14 protein-coding genes are annotated in these 13,545 nt (G+C 55.3%); 10 read left to right on the top strand and 4 right to left on the bottom strand.

From position 1 onward, the window contains the following. Nucleotides 1–159: 159 nt before the first annotated feature. Nucleotides 160–882, bottom strand: coding sequence for an SDR family oxidoreductase (locus tag NG99_RS16275; protein ID WP_034895207.1), 723 nt, complete (start codon nt 880–882; stop codon nt 160–162). Nucleotides 883–1,001: 119 nt separating this feature from the next. Here NG99_RS16275 and NG99_RS16270 point away from each other — a divergent pair, with 119 nt between their 5' ends. The 6 genes from NG99_RS16270 (at nt 1,002) to rnt (ending at nt 6,758) form a co-directional block, all read left to right on the top strand. Continuing rightward, a complete protein-coding gene (locus NG99_RS16270; protein WP_034895205.1) occupies nt 1,002–1,943 on the top strand; it encodes a LysR family transcriptional regulator in 942 nt (313 codons plus the stop codon). A 68-nt stretch (nt 1,944–2,011) separates the two neighbouring features. Beyond that, a complete protein-coding gene (eptA, locus tag NG99_RS16265; RefSeq protein ID WP_034895203.1) occupies nt 2,012–3,643 on the top strand; it encodes a phosphoethanolamine transferase EptA in 1,632 nt (543 codons plus the stop codon). 45 nt (nt 3,644–3,688) lie between these two features. Continuing rightward, the gene (locus tag NG99_RS16260) at nt 3,689–4,282 is read left to right on the top strand and encodes a TetR/AcrR family transcriptional regulator (RefSeq protein WP_034895201.1); all 594 of its coding nucleotides are present in this window, start codon (nt 3,689–3,691) and stop codon (nt 4,280–4,282) included. Nucleotides 4,283–4,326: 44 nt separating this feature from the next. Beyond that, nucleotides 4,327–5,430: an alkene reductase gene (nemA, locus tag NG99_RS16255; RefSeq protein ID WP_034895199.1), complete on the top strand. Its 1,104-nt coding sequence runs from the start codon at nt 4,327–4,329 to the stop codon at nt 5,428–5,430. 167 nt (nt 5,431–5,597) lie between these two features. After that, on the top strand, nt 5,598–6,005 hold the full coding sequence (gloA, locus tag NG99_RS16250) for a lactoylglutathione lyase (RefSeq protein WP_034895197.1): 408 nt from the start codon (nt 5,598–5,600) through the stop codon (nt 6,003–6,005). A 105-nt stretch (nt 6,006–6,110) separates the two neighbouring features. Beyond that, nucleotides 6,111–6,758 carry a ribonuclease T gene (gene rnt / locus NG99_RS16245; protein ID WP_034895196.1) on the top strand — a complete coding sequence of 216 codons (648 nt, stop codon included), beginning with the start codon at nt 6,111–6,113 and terminating at the stop codon, nt 6,756–6,758. Nucleotides 6,759–6,835: 77 nt separating this feature from the next. Here rnt and NG99_RS16240 read toward each other — a convergent pair whose 3' ends face one another. Continuing rightward, the gene (locus NG99_RS16240) at nt 6,836–7,174 is read right to left on the bottom strand and encodes a Grx4 family monothiol glutaredoxin (RefSeq protein ID WP_034895194.1); all 339 of its coding nucleotides are present in this window, start codon (nt 7,172–7,174) and stop codon (nt 6,836–6,838) included. Between the two features lie 372 nt (nt 7,175–7,546). Between NG99_RS16240 and NG99_RS16235 the strand changes: the two genes are divergently transcribed. Next, nucleotides 7,547–8,371, top strand: a complete 825-nt coding sequence (locus NG99_RS16235) for a C40 family peptidase (protein WP_034895419.1) — start codon at nt 7,547–7,549, stop codon at nt 8,369–8,371. A 40-nt stretch (nt 8,372–8,411) separates the two neighbouring features. On the opposite strand, the gene cydH is transcribed toward NG99_RS16235, so the two are convergent. Further along, nucleotides 8,412–8,501 (bottom strand): cytochrome bd-I oxidase subunit CydH, encoded by a 90-nt coding sequence (cydH, locus tag NG99_RS30375; RefSeq protein WP_157032638.1) that lies wholly within the window; start codon nt 8,499–8,501, stop codon nt 8,412–8,414. A 286-nt stretch (nt 8,502–8,787) separates the two neighbouring features. On the opposite strand from cydH, the gene purR reads away from it, so the two are divergent. Then, complete coding sequence (gene purR / locus NG99_RS16230) at nt 8,788–9,825, top strand: HTH-type transcriptional repressor PurR (protein WP_034895192.1); 1,038 nt, start codon at nt 8,788–8,790, stop codon at nt 9,823–9,825. On the opposite strand, the gene punR is transcribed toward purR, so the two are convergent. Next, nucleotides 9,817–10,749 (bottom strand): DNA-binding transcriptional activator PunR, encoded by a 933-nt coding sequence (punR, locus tag NG99_RS16225; RefSeq protein WP_034895190.1) that lies wholly within the window; start codon nt 10,747–10,749, stop codon nt 9,817–9,819. The genes purR and punR overlap by 9 nt on opposite strands. A gap of 122 nt (nt 10,750–10,871) precedes the next feature. Between punR and punC the strand changes: the two genes are divergently transcribed. Further along, nucleotides 10,872–12,062 (top strand): purine nucleoside transporter PunC, encoded by a 1,191-nt coding sequence (gene punC / locus NG99_RS16220; protein WP_034895188.1) that lies wholly within the window; start codon nt 10,872–10,874, stop codon nt 12,060–12,062. A gap of 302 nt (nt 12,063–12,364) precedes the next feature. Further along, nucleotides 12,365–13,513 (top strand): cyclopropane fatty acyl phospholipid synthase, encoded by a 1,149-nt coding sequence (gene cfa, locus NG99_RS16215; protein ID WP_034895186.1) that lies wholly within the window; start codon nt 12,365–12,367, stop codon nt 13,511–13,513. The last annotated feature ends 32 nt before the right edge of the window (nt 13,514–13,545 follow it).

Raw genomic sequence — 13,545 nt, 5'->3', positions numbered from 1 at the left:
ATAAGATAACCCTTTATTGAAGATCGGTTATTCTCCGTTCGCAAGTCTCAGGACATTTTTTTTTATTTAGGGCATCGCTTTGCATCATGCTTTACCTGTAGCACTTCCTCCGTCAGTAAATGCTCTTCAACGCACTCAAAGGCAGACGAACGTTGCAATTTACCATGGGACTACCTTGCCAAAACGGTCTGAATATTGCAGGCCCGGTTTGCCGCGTCTGGCCTCTATGGTACTGATAATGTCAGGAATGGTCTCCTGCAAACTAAAAGCGGCGTCGCTTCCTCCCAGGTCAGTACGAATCCAGCCGGGGGCAAGAAGCAGCAAAGAACGTGCGGGGTGCCTTTCAGCTTCCCGGACGGCATAGCTGCGCATGTACTGGTTCAGCGCGGCTTTGGTACCGCGATAGAGCTCTTTCCCGCCTTTGGTGTTATTGCCAATACTTCCCTGACCGGAAGACATGATGCCAATCAGACCGTCTGCCTCTACCAGCTCTTGCAGAGTCTCAACGGTTCGCATGGGTGATAGCGCATTAGTGATCATCAGATAGACAAATTCTTCGGTGCTGACCTCGGCAATCGTTTCATCCGGATTCCGGTTGGAGGTCCCGGCATTGATGAACAGGACATCAAAACGCTGGCCCGTAAGCCGCTGATGGAGAGCCGTAAGCTGGGCCGTCTCCGTCATGTCCAGGTGCTCAATGGTCAGCTCCTGCGGATACCTTGCAGACAAATCGTGTAGCGCAGTGTGCCCGGAGCCACGAACGGTAGCAGTAACCTGCCAGTGACGCCTGAGTAACTCTTCAGCCATCGCCAGACCGATACCTCGGGATGCGCCAATCAGCAATATACGGGGTGCCGCAGACTTTATAGTTGATTCAGCCATAGTGCTAACTCCAGTGAAAATGTACGAATTGTGAGCTTACAGGCAGGCATAAGATTGCACCAGACGCGCGACATGCAATAATAGATTGCACTGAACGCAAACCACTGAGCTGTCTGACTATGCCTGATATCGATATGAATTTACTCAAGGCGCTGGATGCTTTACTGGCCGAGCGAAGCGTTACCGGGGCGGCACAGCGCATGGGTCTGAGCATATCGGCCATGAGCCGTAACCTGACGCGTCTGCGCAAGGCCACTCATGACCCACTGCTGGTACAGGCTGGCCGCCAGTTAGTGCCGACGCCTTATGCGCTTGAGCTGACCGAACGCGTACGCGAGACTACCCGTAACGCCTATGCCCTGCTGCAACCCGCCCAAAAAGCGTTAAACCTTGCCACGCTTAAGCACAACTTTACCCTCCGGGCGAGTGAGGGCTTCATTGATCTGACCGCTACGGCGCTGGCTGTCGAATTGCAAAATAAGGCCCCCGGCGTGCGCCTGAGTTTTGTGGCTAAATATGATAAGGACGCCCAGCCTTTGCGCGACGGGACTATTGACCTGGAAATTGGCGTACTCGGTACCAGTGCCCCTGAGCTTAAGACCCGAACATTGTTTAGCGACCACTTTGTCGGTATCTGCCGCAGCAATCATCCTTTGCTACAAGATCCCGGCGTAACGGCCGAACGCTACGTCAGCTATGCACATGTGGTGGTTTCGCGCAAAAATAAACTGTATGGCCCCGTGGACACCGCACTGGCACGACAGGGATTACAGCGCCGGATCATTATGGTTGTCCCCGGCTTCGCCAATGCTATCAATATCGTACGCCATTCAGATCTTATCGGGCTGGTCCCTTTATCGGCATCAGGCTGTTTCCCCGGCAATCCGGAACAAGCCGGGGTGGCCTGTTTTGAGCTGCCGGTGGTGACACCGCCGATCAAAATTTCGGCCATCTGGCATCCCCGCCTGCACGCCAATCCTGAGCACCGCTGGCTGCGGGAGACTATTATGGCAGCGTGCCAGCGAAAGCTGGACAGCACCGCGTCATCAGCTATTGCTTAACGCTGGTTAAGGTTTCACTAAGGTTACAACGCTATCCTCTGCGCAGTAATATTTGCTGATGGATAGTCATGAACGCTCTGCCTAAGTTACAGTGTAACGAAAACAGTTTTACGCTCTACCTCGCGCTTTTCTTTACTTTTATTCTGAACGCGGTGTTCCTCGGCAGGACATGGGAAACCATTCCCTATACTTCTCTGCACGACTATATTTTTGCCGCCACCATTCCGGTGGTGCTGTTCAGCGCCTTCCTGTTTCTGTTTAGCGTGGTTGCCGTGCCCTGGCTACGTAAACCGCTGCTAATCATTCTGTTGCTCTCCAGTGCGGCAGCCAACTACTTTATCTACAGCTTCGGAACGGTCATTGACACCAATATGATCCAGAACGTTTTCGAAACGGATGCGCAGGAAGCCACTGCCCTTTTTAGCCTGCGCTACCTGTTGTGGATGACGTTAATTGGCGCAGTTCCTGCGGTGCTGGTTGCCGCAGTTAAGATTAGCAACAACCGTCCCTGGTGGATGAACATTGCCTGGCGCGCGGTGTTAGCGCTGGCCTCTGTGGTGGTGATTTTGCTGATTGCCGCACTTTTTTATAAAGATTACGCCTCTCTGGTGCGCAATAACAAAGGGCTGGTGAAGATGATTACGCCAGCCAACGTGGTCAGCGGCGTCGGCCATTACGCGGATAATCGCTGGCTGGCGGGCGATCGGACGCTGGTGAAAATCGGTCAGGATGCGCAAAAAGGGCCGCTGATCGCCGCAGAAACGAAGAAGACGCTGGTGATCTTCGTGCTGGGCGAAACCGCACGAGCGGAGAATTTCTCGCTGGGTGGCTACGGGCGCGAAACCAATCCCAAACTCAAGCAGGACAACGTCATTTACTATCCCAATGCCAGCTCCTGCGGAACGGAAACGGCGATCTCCGTTCCCTGTATGTTCTCCAACATGCCGCGCGCTCACTACAACGCGACGCTCGCCAGTCATCAGGAGGGCGTGCTTGACGTGATGGCTCACGCCGGGGTTAACGTTCTGTGGCGTGAAAACGACGGCGGCTGTAAAGGCGCTTGCGATCGCGTTCCGCATACGGATATGACTAAATGGCAGGTTAGCGAACTCTGCCAGCGCGACTACTGCCTTGATGAGGTGCTGTTACACCGGCTGAATAACTACATTGATAGCGTAAAAGACGACACGCTGATTGTGCTCCATCAGATGGGGAGCCACGGTCCGGCGTACCATCTGCGTTACCCGGCTGAGATGCGCAAATTCACCCCGACCTGCGACAGTAACCAGATTCAGGACTGCGACAGTCAGGCGCTGGTTAACACTTATGACAACTCGGTTCTGTATACCGATTCGATGGTCGACAGCACCATCAGCCTGCTGAAATCCTACAGCAGCCGGTTTAACGTGGCGCTGGTCTATCTGTCCGATCACGGCGAATCGTTAGGGGAACACGGCATCTACCTGCACGGCACGCCTTACCTGTTTGCTCCGTCTCAGCAAACGCATATCCCCTTCCTGCTGTGGCTGTCAGCCGATTATGCCAGCACCTACGGCATCAACCAGCAGTGCCTGCTTCAGGCGGCTAAAACCGAGGCGGTCTCTCAGGACAATATTTTCCATACGCTGCTGGGGATGATGAACGTGCAAACCAGGGAGTACCAGCCGACGCTCGACATGGTCAAATCGTGCCGGGCCTGAGGCAAGGATTTGAATCAGACCGATCGGTCTGTTACGCTATGTCCTATGAAAACGACCCGATTTGACACCAGAGAACATATCCTGCTTACCGGAGAGCAGCTGTGCGGACAGCGCGGCTTCAACGGGATGGGATTGATCGAGCTGCTGAAGGTGGCCGAGGTGCCGAAAGGGTCGTTCTATCACTATTTCCCCTCTAAGGAAGCGTTCGGCGTCGCGATGCTCGAACGTTATTTTGCCGTTTATCATCAGCGGCTCAGGGAATATCTTGAGGATCATCAGGGCAATCAGCGGCAGCGCATCCTTGACTATTACCAGCAATCGCTGGACAGTTTCTGTCAGGAAAGCTCCTTCGAGGGCTGTTTGTCGGTCAAACTGTCGGCTGAAGTGTGCGATTTGTCAGAGCAGATGCGCATCGCGCTGGATGCCGGTTCTAAAGCGCTGATCGCCACGCTGAAACAGGCGCTTGAACGGGCCGTGCAGCAAGGTACCGTCACGCTGAACAACACCCCTGATGCCTGCGCGCAGAATCTTTATATGCTGTGGCTGGGCGCCAGTCTGCAAAGCAAAATCTCTCGCGAGAGTTCGCCATTGAGGAACGCATGGCAGGAGATTGCGCGGATGCTGCCAGAGCCACGTTAAAAAAAAACACCGTCACTAGTCGACCGGTCTACCAGGAGCAAGTCATGGAATTGAAGAAACTGTTTACCCCTCTCAAAACGGGTGCGATCACCGTTCCGAACCGCGTGTTTATGGCACCGCTGACTCGCCTGCGCAGCATTGAGCCGGGGGATGTTCCAACGCCGCTGATGGGCCAGTACTACCGCCAGCGCGCCAGCGCCGGGCTGATTATTACCGAAGCCACGCAAATTTCCGCTCAGGCTAAAGGCTATGCTGGCGCGCCGGGGCTACACTCCGCCGAACAAATCGCCGTGTGGAAAGACATTAACGCCGGTATCCACCAGCAGGGCGGCCACAGCGCCGTGCAGCTCTGGCACACCGGCCGTATCTCCCACACCAGCGTTCAGCCTGATGGCAAGGCCCCGGTATCCTCTTCCGCCATTAACGCTGAAACGCGCACTTCCCTGCGCGACGCTCAGGGTCAGCCGGTTCGTGAAGCGACCTCAACGCCGCGCGCGCTGGAGCTTGACGAAATTCCCGGAGTGATAGCGGACTTCCGCCAGGCGGTAAAAAACGCCCGCGAGGCCGATTTCGACCTGGTTGAACTGCACTCTGCCCACGGCTATCTGATCCATCAGTTCCTGTCACCGGCTTCTAATCAGCGTAGCGATATTTATGGCGGGAGCGTTGAGAACCGCACCCGCTTTGCGCTGGAGGTGGTGGATGCCGCCATTGACGGTTGGAGCGCAGATCGGATCGGCATCCGTATTTCGCCGCTGGGCCCGTTCAACGGCCTGGATAACGGTGAAGATCAGGAAGCCGCCGCGCTCTATTACATCGCTGAGCTGGCGAAGCGTAACCTCGCCTACCTGCACATTTCCGAGCCGGACTGGGCAGGCGGCAAGCCGTATACCGAGGCTTTCCGCAAGGCGATTCGCGCCGCTTATCCGGGCGTGATCGTCGGCGCTGGCGGTTATACTGCGGAGAAGGCCGAAGAGCTGATTGAGAAAGGGCTGATCGATGCGGTTGCCTTTGGCCGCGTCTATATCGCTAACCCGGATCTGGTTGAGCGCCTGCGTGAAGGCGCGCCGCTGAACGAAACGCGCCCGGAATTGTTCTACGGCGGCGGCGCTGAAGGTTACACGGATTACCCAACGCTGGCGGGCTAACAACCGATCGGGCAACGGGCCGCGCCCGGCTCGGCCCGTGCTTTCGCGTTTCCAAAGCGGCGATTCTCGCACCAGACAGAGCCTTCTGATTACCCTGCGGAGAAATCGCCGCTATACTTTATTTTTACCCGTTGTCGGATGATGACGCTTTTCATATAGAGGATGTTATGCGCTTACTTCACACTATGCTTCGCGTTGGCGATTTACAGCGTTCCATTGATTTTTATACTAAAGTCCTGGGAATGCGCCTGCTGCGCACCAGCGAAAACACCGAATATAAATACTCCCTGGCGTTCGTGGGCTACACCGAAGAGAGCGAAGGCGCCGTTATTGAGCTGACCTACAACTGGGGTGTAGACAGCTATAATCTCGGCGACGCTTACGGACATATCGCGCTGGGCGTGGATGACGTGGCGGCTACCTGCGATCGTATCCGTAAGGATGGCGGCAACGTGACTCGCGAAGCTGGCCCGGTTAAGGGCGGCACCACTATTATTGCCTTCGTTGAAGATCCCGACGGCTATAAAATTGAGCTGATTGAGAACAAGCACGCGGGCCACGGCCTGGGTAATTAATGCTCCGGGGTGCCCTTTGGCACCCTTCACTTCCCTTTCCCCTGCTGCATCTCGTGGTGAAATTTGCCATAATACGCGCTGCATTTTTTCGCCAATGAGATCCTGATGTCTGAATCGAACGAACTGAACGCCCTCAGCAGCCGTTTTCGCGGTTTTTATCCGGTGGTTATCGATGTGGAAACCGCCGGGTTTGATGCGAAGACCAACGCATTGCTGGAAATCGCCGCCGTCACCCTGAAAATGGATGAGCACGGCTGGCTGGAGAAAGACGAGACGCTCCATTTCCACGTTGAGCCGTTTGAAGGTTCCGTTCTGCAACCCGAAGCATTGGCATTTAACGGTATCGACCCGTCTGACCCGCTGCGCGGCGCGGTGAGTGAATACGACGCCCTGCATGCTATTTTCAAGCTGGTGCGCAAGGGGATTAAGGACAACGACTGCAATCGCGCCATTATGGTGGCGCACAATGCGACCTTCGATCTGAATTTCACCAACGCCGCCGCTGAACGGGCCGGGCTGAAGCGTAACCCTTTCCATCCTTTTGTCACCTTTGATACTGCCGCCTTGAGCGGGCTGGTGCTGGGACAAACGGTGCTGGCTAAAGCCTGCGCCGCGGCCGGTATGGCCTTCGACAACACTCAGGCGCACTCAGCCCTGTACGATACCGTACAAACTGCCGACCTGTTCTGCGAACTGGTGAACCGCTGGAAACGCCTGGGCGGCTGGCCGCTGCCGGTAGCCGAAGAAAGCTAGCCTGAGAAGGCTTGCCGGTTTAAGCATAAAAAAAGGCAGAAGTCCGGGACTTCTGCCTTTTTCATTACCGGGCCAGCTTATTGTGCGGCGTCGGAAGGGTACTTCTGCGCGGTTTCTTTGATCAGCTGCTGGAGCTCACCCTGCTGATACATCTGAATGATGATATCGCAGCCGCCGACCAGCTCACCGTCAACCCACAGCTGCGGGAAAGTTGGCCAGTTAGCATACTTCGGCAGCTCGGCACGAATTTCCGGGTTCTGCAGAATATCCACATAGGCGAAACGCTCGCCGCAGGCGGAAAGTGCCTGCACGGCCTGCGCGGAGAAGCCGCAGCTTGGCAGTTTTGGTGAACCTTTCATGTACAGCAAAATCGGGTTTTCTGCTATCTGGCGCTCAATTTTCTCAACGGTACTCATAAATGGCTTCCTTAATCGGAGACTTCGTGTCTATTTATTGTAGCGACTCTGTCCCCACGTTGAAAACGACATTTTCAGCAAGGATACTGCCTGGCAAAGCCGCTGGACGGCAGGTCAATAGCTAAAAATAGCGTTTCCCTGATGATGACGCGGTGCTAATGCGTAAGAAAAGCACAACCTCAGTACAGATAAGCGGCTGATTCGGCTAATTTTACAGGATTTACCCGTTGTGTATCATTGAAACAAAAAAGGCCTTACCTTTTGCTAATGAGTTAGATTAGAATTGCATAAAGACCCTGCTGAAAAGCAGATTCCCCTGTTTTGGCACGCAGAGGCCCGCTGGGCTAAAGCACAAACTGTTTAATGGTAACGATGCGTTTACTGATCACGCTCTTGATGCTGGCCCTGGCCCAGCTGTTTTTTAATATGGCGCACGCATCGCCACATGCCCCTATTAATGCAAATCATCACAAGGCGGACACCACCACTGCTGCCCGTGAGGATGAGCGGCGTAAACGTCGCCCGATCAAAGCCAACGCCACCAAAAAAGTGAAAGAGTCCGCCACGAAGAAGTCCCGTCTGGTCTCAGTACAGAAATCCAGGCTCAAAAAGAAAGCCCCGCAAAAAACCGCCGCCGTCGCCACCAGCAAATATAAAAAGAAAAGCGCGCTTAACGCGGGAAAAAAACGCTATGGGCGTCATCGTGGAAAATCTGTAGAGACGGATGAAGCATTGAGCTTTGAGGCAGCCTCTGCTCCGCTGAAGCAGAGTAAAGCGCACCGGGCCCGTTACCAGAAAGCGCGTGAAACCGCGATGACCAAACTGATGGGCCAGCTTGGCAAGCCTTATCAGTGGGGCGGCACCTCACCCAAAACGGGCTTCGACTGTAGCGGCCTCGTCTGGTACGCCTATAAAGATTTAGTGAAATTTAAAATACCGCGCACGGCTAACGAGATGTATCACCTGCGCGATGCCGCGTCTATCAAGCGCGGTGAACTGGAGAAAGGCGATTTGGTGTTCTTCCGCATCAACGGTCGCGGCGCTGCGGACCACGTTGGCGTATATCTGGGCGACGGCAAATTTATTCAGTCCCCGCGCACCGGCAAGGACATTCAGGTTAGCGCCCTGAGCGAGGATTACTGGCAGCGTCACTATATTGGCGCCCGGCGGATGATGACGCCGAAAACCATCCGCTGACGCCGTAAACGGCCGATCGTCAGACCGGCCGTGCAAACGCTTAGTGCATGGCAGCAGTGAAGCTGAAAGCGATAATGACCAGTAAAGCAGCAACCGTGGTCAGCAACGAGAACTTCAGATCGGTATCCATATACGCCCTTAAATAGCCCTACAGTTAATGATGCCATCGATTTTCCCACACCTGCCGGTAAAAATCTCGTTTTCTCTGCTCAGCCTTGTTAGAATTCCCGTTTGTTGCGCAACGACCCTCAGCAAACGCGGTAATGAAGCTGGTCACCAGCGCCCTTTTCCTCCCTGACGTATCCGGACAGTAACGACCCAACGCGCCCTCAGACGTCAGGCTTTTGTGCTTAACAGGCAATCGATTAACAAGATACTTATCAACCCTTTAAGATAAGTGCAGGAGTAGCTATTTCATGGCAACAATAAAAGATGTGGCGAAACAAGCCGGGGTGTCGACCACCACGGTATCCCACGTCATTAATAAAACCCGCTTTGTCGCAGAAGAGACGCGGGAAGCCGTCTGGGCCGCGATTAAAGCCCTGCACTATTCTCCCAGCGCGGTGGCGCGTAGCCTGAAGGTCAATCACACCAAAACCGTTGGCCTGTTAGCCACCTCCAGCGAAGCGCCCTATTTTGCGGAAATTATTGAAGCAATAGAAAATAGCTGCTTCGATAAAGGCTATACGCTGATCCTCGGCAACTCGCATAACGACCTGAAAAAACAGCAGGCCTACCTGTCGATGATGGCGCAAAAGCGCGTGGACGGCCTGCTGGTGATGTGTTCCGAGTACCCTGAACCGCTGATTCAAATGCTGGAAGAGAACCGCAACATTCCGATGGTGGTGATGGACTGGGGTAAATCACGCGGAGACTTTACCGATACGGTGCTGGATAACGCTTTCGAGGGCGGCTATCTCGCCGGACGCTACCTGATAGATCGCGGACACCGCGATATCGGCGTCATCCCCGGCCAGATGGAACGCAATACCGGCGGCGGACGCCACGCCGGTTTCCTGAAGGCGCTGTCTGAGGCTGGCATTACGCTGCGCGAAGAGTGGCTGGTTCAGGGCGACTTCGAGCCGGAATCCGGCTACCGCGCCATGCAGCAAATTTTAGCGCAGAAGCAGCGCCCGACAGCGGTCTTTTGCGGTGGCGATGTGATGGCGATGGGCGCGATTTGCGCCGCTGATGAAATGGGGCTGCGCGTTCCGCAGGATATTTCGGTGATCGGCTATGACAACGTGCGCAACGCGCGCTATTTCACCCCGGCGCTGACCACGGTACACCAGCCGAAGCAGCAGCTTGGCGAAACGGCTTTCGAGATGCTGCTGGATCGTATTACCAGCAAGCGTGAAGAGCCGCAGACCATTGAGGTACATCCGACGCTGATTGAACGCCGCTCGGTTGGCAACGGTCCCTTCCTGGATTACCGTCGCCAGGAACTACCCTGAGTGAACGTTGCCCTCGGGCGCCTCACGCAGCCATTCGCTGTTCAGGGTGTCGCTTTCGCCCAGGTACTCCAGCAGCCAACCCAGCGCCGGGGAGGCGTGCTGTTCTGACCAGCTCACGCAGCAGGGGCTGTCGGGAAATCCCCGCTCCAGCTTTAGCTCGTGCAGCGCGCCACTCTGCAACAGCGGCTGGGCAAAATGCCCCGGCACCATGCCGACGCAAAGCCCGGCCAGCAGGCAATCAAACGCGCTCTCCCAATCCGGCACCACCAGCCGCCGCTGATTATCCAGCGTCCAGGTGGTTCGTTTAGGCAACGCTCTGGCGGTATCCTCCAGTACCAGCGAGGGCCATTCGCGGATCGCCTCTTCGCTGGTCTGCTGCCGCGCAAGTGCCAGCGGATGATCGGCCCGCACCACGCAGCGCCAGTTCAGCATCCCCATATCGCGAAAGGCGAACCGCCCGCCGACGGGAATGGCCTGCGTAGCCCCGATCGCCACGTCTACCCTGCCATCCGCCAGCGCATCCCAGACGCCGTTGAAAACCTCCGGGGACAGGTGCAGCTCCATGTCCGGGAAGTGGCGATAAAAATCGACCACCAGCTGCCGGGTGCGCTGAGGTTTGACTATCCGGTCGACGGCAATGCTGATCTGCCCACGCCAGCCGTTAGCCACCTGCTGACACTGACGGCGCGTGGCGAGCATTTTTTTGATGACACTCCGCCCTTCCTGAATAAATACCCGTCCCGCATCGGTCAGTATTACGTCGCGATGACGGCGTTCAAACAGCGGAACGGCCAGCCACTCTTCAAGCTGGCGAACGGTGTAGCTGATTGCTGAAGGCACGCGATGCAGGTCGGCGGCGGCGGCGGTAAAGCTCCCGCTGCGCGCCACTGCATCAATCACTTCGAGGGAATGTTCTGACCACATAATCTGCCTGCAATATTTTTGAACGCAACCTGCAAATATTAGCGTTTCACAAGGCGGATAGCACGCGTTTACACTTTGCAGCGTTTTCCTCCCTGTCTGACTGATTAATAAAGAGCAAAAGAATGCCGTCGAAAAGATTTATTATTTACCTTGCCCTGCTGAGCGTTGCAGGTTTCCTCGCTACCGATATGTACCTGCCGGCCTTTGGCGCTATGCAGCAAGATTTGCAGACCAGTGCCGGGGTCATCAGCGCCAGCCTGAGCCTGTTTCTGGCCGGCTTTGCCAGCGCCCAGCTGTTCTGGGGACCGCTGTCGGACCGCATCGGCCGCAAGCCGGTTCTGCTGACTGGCCTGAGCCTGTTTGCCGCCAGCTGCGGCGCTATGTGGTGGGTTGAGTCCGCGCCGCTGCTGTTGATTCTGCGCTTCCTGCAGGCCGTGGGAATTTGCGCCGCCGCCGTTAGCTGGCAGGCGCTGGTGGTCGATCGTTATCCGGCCGCGCAGGCGAATCGCGTGTTTGCCACCATTATGCCGCTGGTCGCCCTGTCCCCTGCGCTGGCGCCGCTGCTGGGGGCGTGGCTGTTGAACCACTTCAGCTGGCGCGCCATTTTTATCGCGCTGCTGACGATCGCGCTAGCGTTGCTGATCGCCACCCTGTTCCTGCCCGCGGCGAAAAAAGAGCCGACGACAGAGGGCGTTGTGAAAACAGGTTTTTTCAGCCTGCTAAAATCGCCGGTGTACAGCGGCAACGTGCTGATCTACTCCGCCTGTTCGGCCAGCTTCTTTGCCTGGCTGACCGGTTCGCCGTTCATTCTTGGCGCCCTCGGCATGTCGCCGGGAGATATAGGCCTGAGCTACGTTCCCCAGACGCTGGCATTTTTGATTGGCGGCTACGGCTGCCGCACGCTGCTCAAACGCGCCGAAAGTCGCTCCCTGCTGCCCTGGCTACTGGCGATCTACACGCTAAGTATTGTCGCCTTTTTTATTGCGGCTCAGATGGCAGCGCCGTCTGTTTATGCTCTGCTGCTGCCTTTCTGCGGCATGGCTTTAGCAAACGGTGCGATTTATCCGCTAGTGGTAGCGAACGCCTTAATGCTTTTTCCGCAGGCTAGCGGCAAGGCAGCCGCGCTGCAAAACACGCTACAGCTGGGCTTGTGCTGCGCCGCGAGCCTGATTGTCTCGACGTTCATTACCACCTCGCTGCTGACGACGTCGCTGGTAATGATCTCGACTGTTGTTCTGGCGGGAATCGGCTATATTTTACAACGGGTGAACTCACACGGGCTGGTTCTGGCTGACGCTCAGCGCGGACGTTAAGATCTTGATTCCAATTGATTAGCACCCTAACAATAAACAATTGAATATTGCCTGGGGTGAGCATATACTCATTTCAGGCAACATAAAATAACAAGTTTGAAGCATTTTTTTATAGTCCTGACAGGGTCGTCAAGGTGTTATCCCGCGCGGCACTCGTTGCGCTACTCTGCAGGCACAGTTCATATCAATCCTCTGTAACGCCGGATATCAGGCGTGCGGTTTTGCCGCGCGTATTCTCAAACCCTGTAGAAATTGTCTATTCTATTTCTCAGGTTTCAATCACGTAGGGTGATGGAGAAGCTATGAGTTCATCGTGTATAGAAGAAGTGAACCTGGGAGAAAACCAGTGGTACCGAATCCTCCAGGAAATGCTACACAGCGCAGATATTGAAATTAACGGTACTCGTCCCTGGGATATTCATATTAACAACCCTGACTTCTTCAAGCGCGTGATGCAGGAAGGATCGCTGGGGCTGGGCGAAAGTTATATGGATGGATGGTGGGAATGCGAACGGCTGGATATCTTATTTCACCGTATTCTGCGGGCCAAACTGGACCAGCAGATGCCCCACCACTTCAAGGATACGCTGAGAGTCGCTGCCGCCAGACTGACCAACTTGCAGTCCCGTAAGCGCGCCTGGATTGTGGGGAAAGAGCACTACGATCTTGGCAACGATCTTTTCTCGCTGATGCTTGATGATCATATGCAATATTCCTGTGGCTACTGGAAAGAAGCGGAAACGCTCGAACAGGCACAGAATGCTAAGTTAAAGATGATCTGCGAGAAGCTGAAACTGGCGCCGGGGATGTCGCTGCTGGATATTGGCTGCGGCTGGGGCGGACTGGCGGAATATGCCGCGCGCAACTACGGCGTCAGCGTCTTTGGCGTCACCATTTCCGCCGAACAGCAGAAGCTGGCTCAGCAGCGCTGTGAAGGCCTGGACGTGACTATTTTGCTGCAAGATTACCGGGATTTGAATCAGCAGTTTGACCGGATTGTTTCGGTCGGCATGTTTGAACACGTCGGCCCGAAAAATTACGCCACCTATTTCGAGGTGGTGAACCGCAATCTGAAAACTGACGGGATTTTCCTGCTGCACACCATTGGCGCCAACGTCACTAACGACAACGTCGATCCGTGGATTAATAAGTATATTTTCCCCAACGGACGTCTGCCTTCAATTCATCACATTGCTGAAGCCCAGGAACCGCACTTCGTGATGGAAGACTGGCATAATTTTGGTCAGGATTATGACACCACGCTGATGGCGTGGCATCAACGTTTTCTGGCGGCCTGGCCTCAGCTGGCGGAGAAATACGGCGAGCGCTTCAAGCGCATGTTTGTCTACTATCTGAATGCCTGCGCGGGGGCCTTCCGCTCACGCGATATTCAGCTGTGGCAGGTGGTGTTTACTCACGGAGTGGAAGGCGGCCTGCGCGTACCACACTAAGAGTGTATTCTTAAAAAAAGGGCCGATGGCTA

The organism is Erwinia typographi (genome assembly GCF_000773975.1).
GTDB classification, from domain to species: Bacteria; Pseudomonadota; Gammaproteobacteria; order Enterobacterales; family Enterobacteriaceae; genus Erwinia; species Erwinia typographi.
The sequence above is the reverse complement of the archived record's forward strand: the minus strand, read 5'-3'. Positions and strand labels throughout refer to the sequence as shown.

Bases quoted from the DNA above. Each gene is read 5' to 3' on its own strand.
- NG99_RS16240 (WP_034895194.1), bottom strand. From the start codon at position 7,174: ATGAGTACCGTTGAGAAAATTGAGCGCCAGATAGCAGAAAACCCGATT.
- NG99_RS16260 (WP_034895201.1), top strand. From the start codon at position 3,689: ATGAAAACGACCCGATTTGACACCAGAGAACATATCCTGCTTACCGGA.
- NG99_RS16270 (WP_034895205.1), top strand. From the start codon at position 1,002: ATGCCTGATATCGATATGAATTTACTCAAGGCGCTGGATGCTTTACTG.
- cydH (WP_157032638.1), bottom strand. From the start codon at position 8,501: ATGGATACCGATCTGAAGTTCTCGTTGCTGACCACGGTTGCTGCTTTA.
- punR (WP_034895190.1), bottom strand. From the start codon at position 10,749: ATGTGGTCAGAACATTCCCTCGAAGTGATTGATGCAGTGGCGCGCAGC.
- gloA (WP_034895197.1), top strand. From the start codon at position 5,598: ATGCGCTTACTTCACACTATGCTTCGCGTTGGCGATTTACAGCGTTCC.
- rnt (WP_034895196.1), top strand. From the start codon at position 6,111: ATGTCTGAATCGAACGAACTGAACGCCCTCAGCAGCCGTTTTCGCGGT.
- cfa (WP_034895186.1), top strand. From the start codon at position 12,365: ATGAGTTCATCGTGTATAGAAGAAGTGAACCTGGGAGAAAACCAGTGG.
- purR (WP_034895192.1), top strand. From the start codon at position 8,788: ATGGCAACAATAAAAGATGTGGCGAAACAAGCCGGGGTGTCGACCACC.
- nemA (WP_034895199.1), top strand. From the start codon at position 4,327: ATGGAATTGAAGAAACTGTTTACCCCTCTCAAAACGGGTGCGATCACC.
- eptA (WP_034895203.1), top strand. From the start codon at position 2,012: ATGAACGCTCTGCCTAAGTTACAGTGTAACGAAAACAGTTTTACGCTC.
- NG99_RS16235 (WP_034895419.1), top strand. From the start codon at position 7,547: ATGCGTTTACTGATCACGCTCTTGATGCTGGCCCTGGCCCAGCTGTTT.
- NG99_RS16275 (WP_034895207.1), bottom strand. From the start codon at position 882: ATGGCTGAATCAACTATAAAGTCTGCGGCACCCCGTATATTGCTGATT.
- punC (WP_034895188.1), top strand. From the start codon at position 10,872: ATGCCGTCGAAAAGATTTATTATTTACCTTGCCCTGCTGAGCGTTGCA.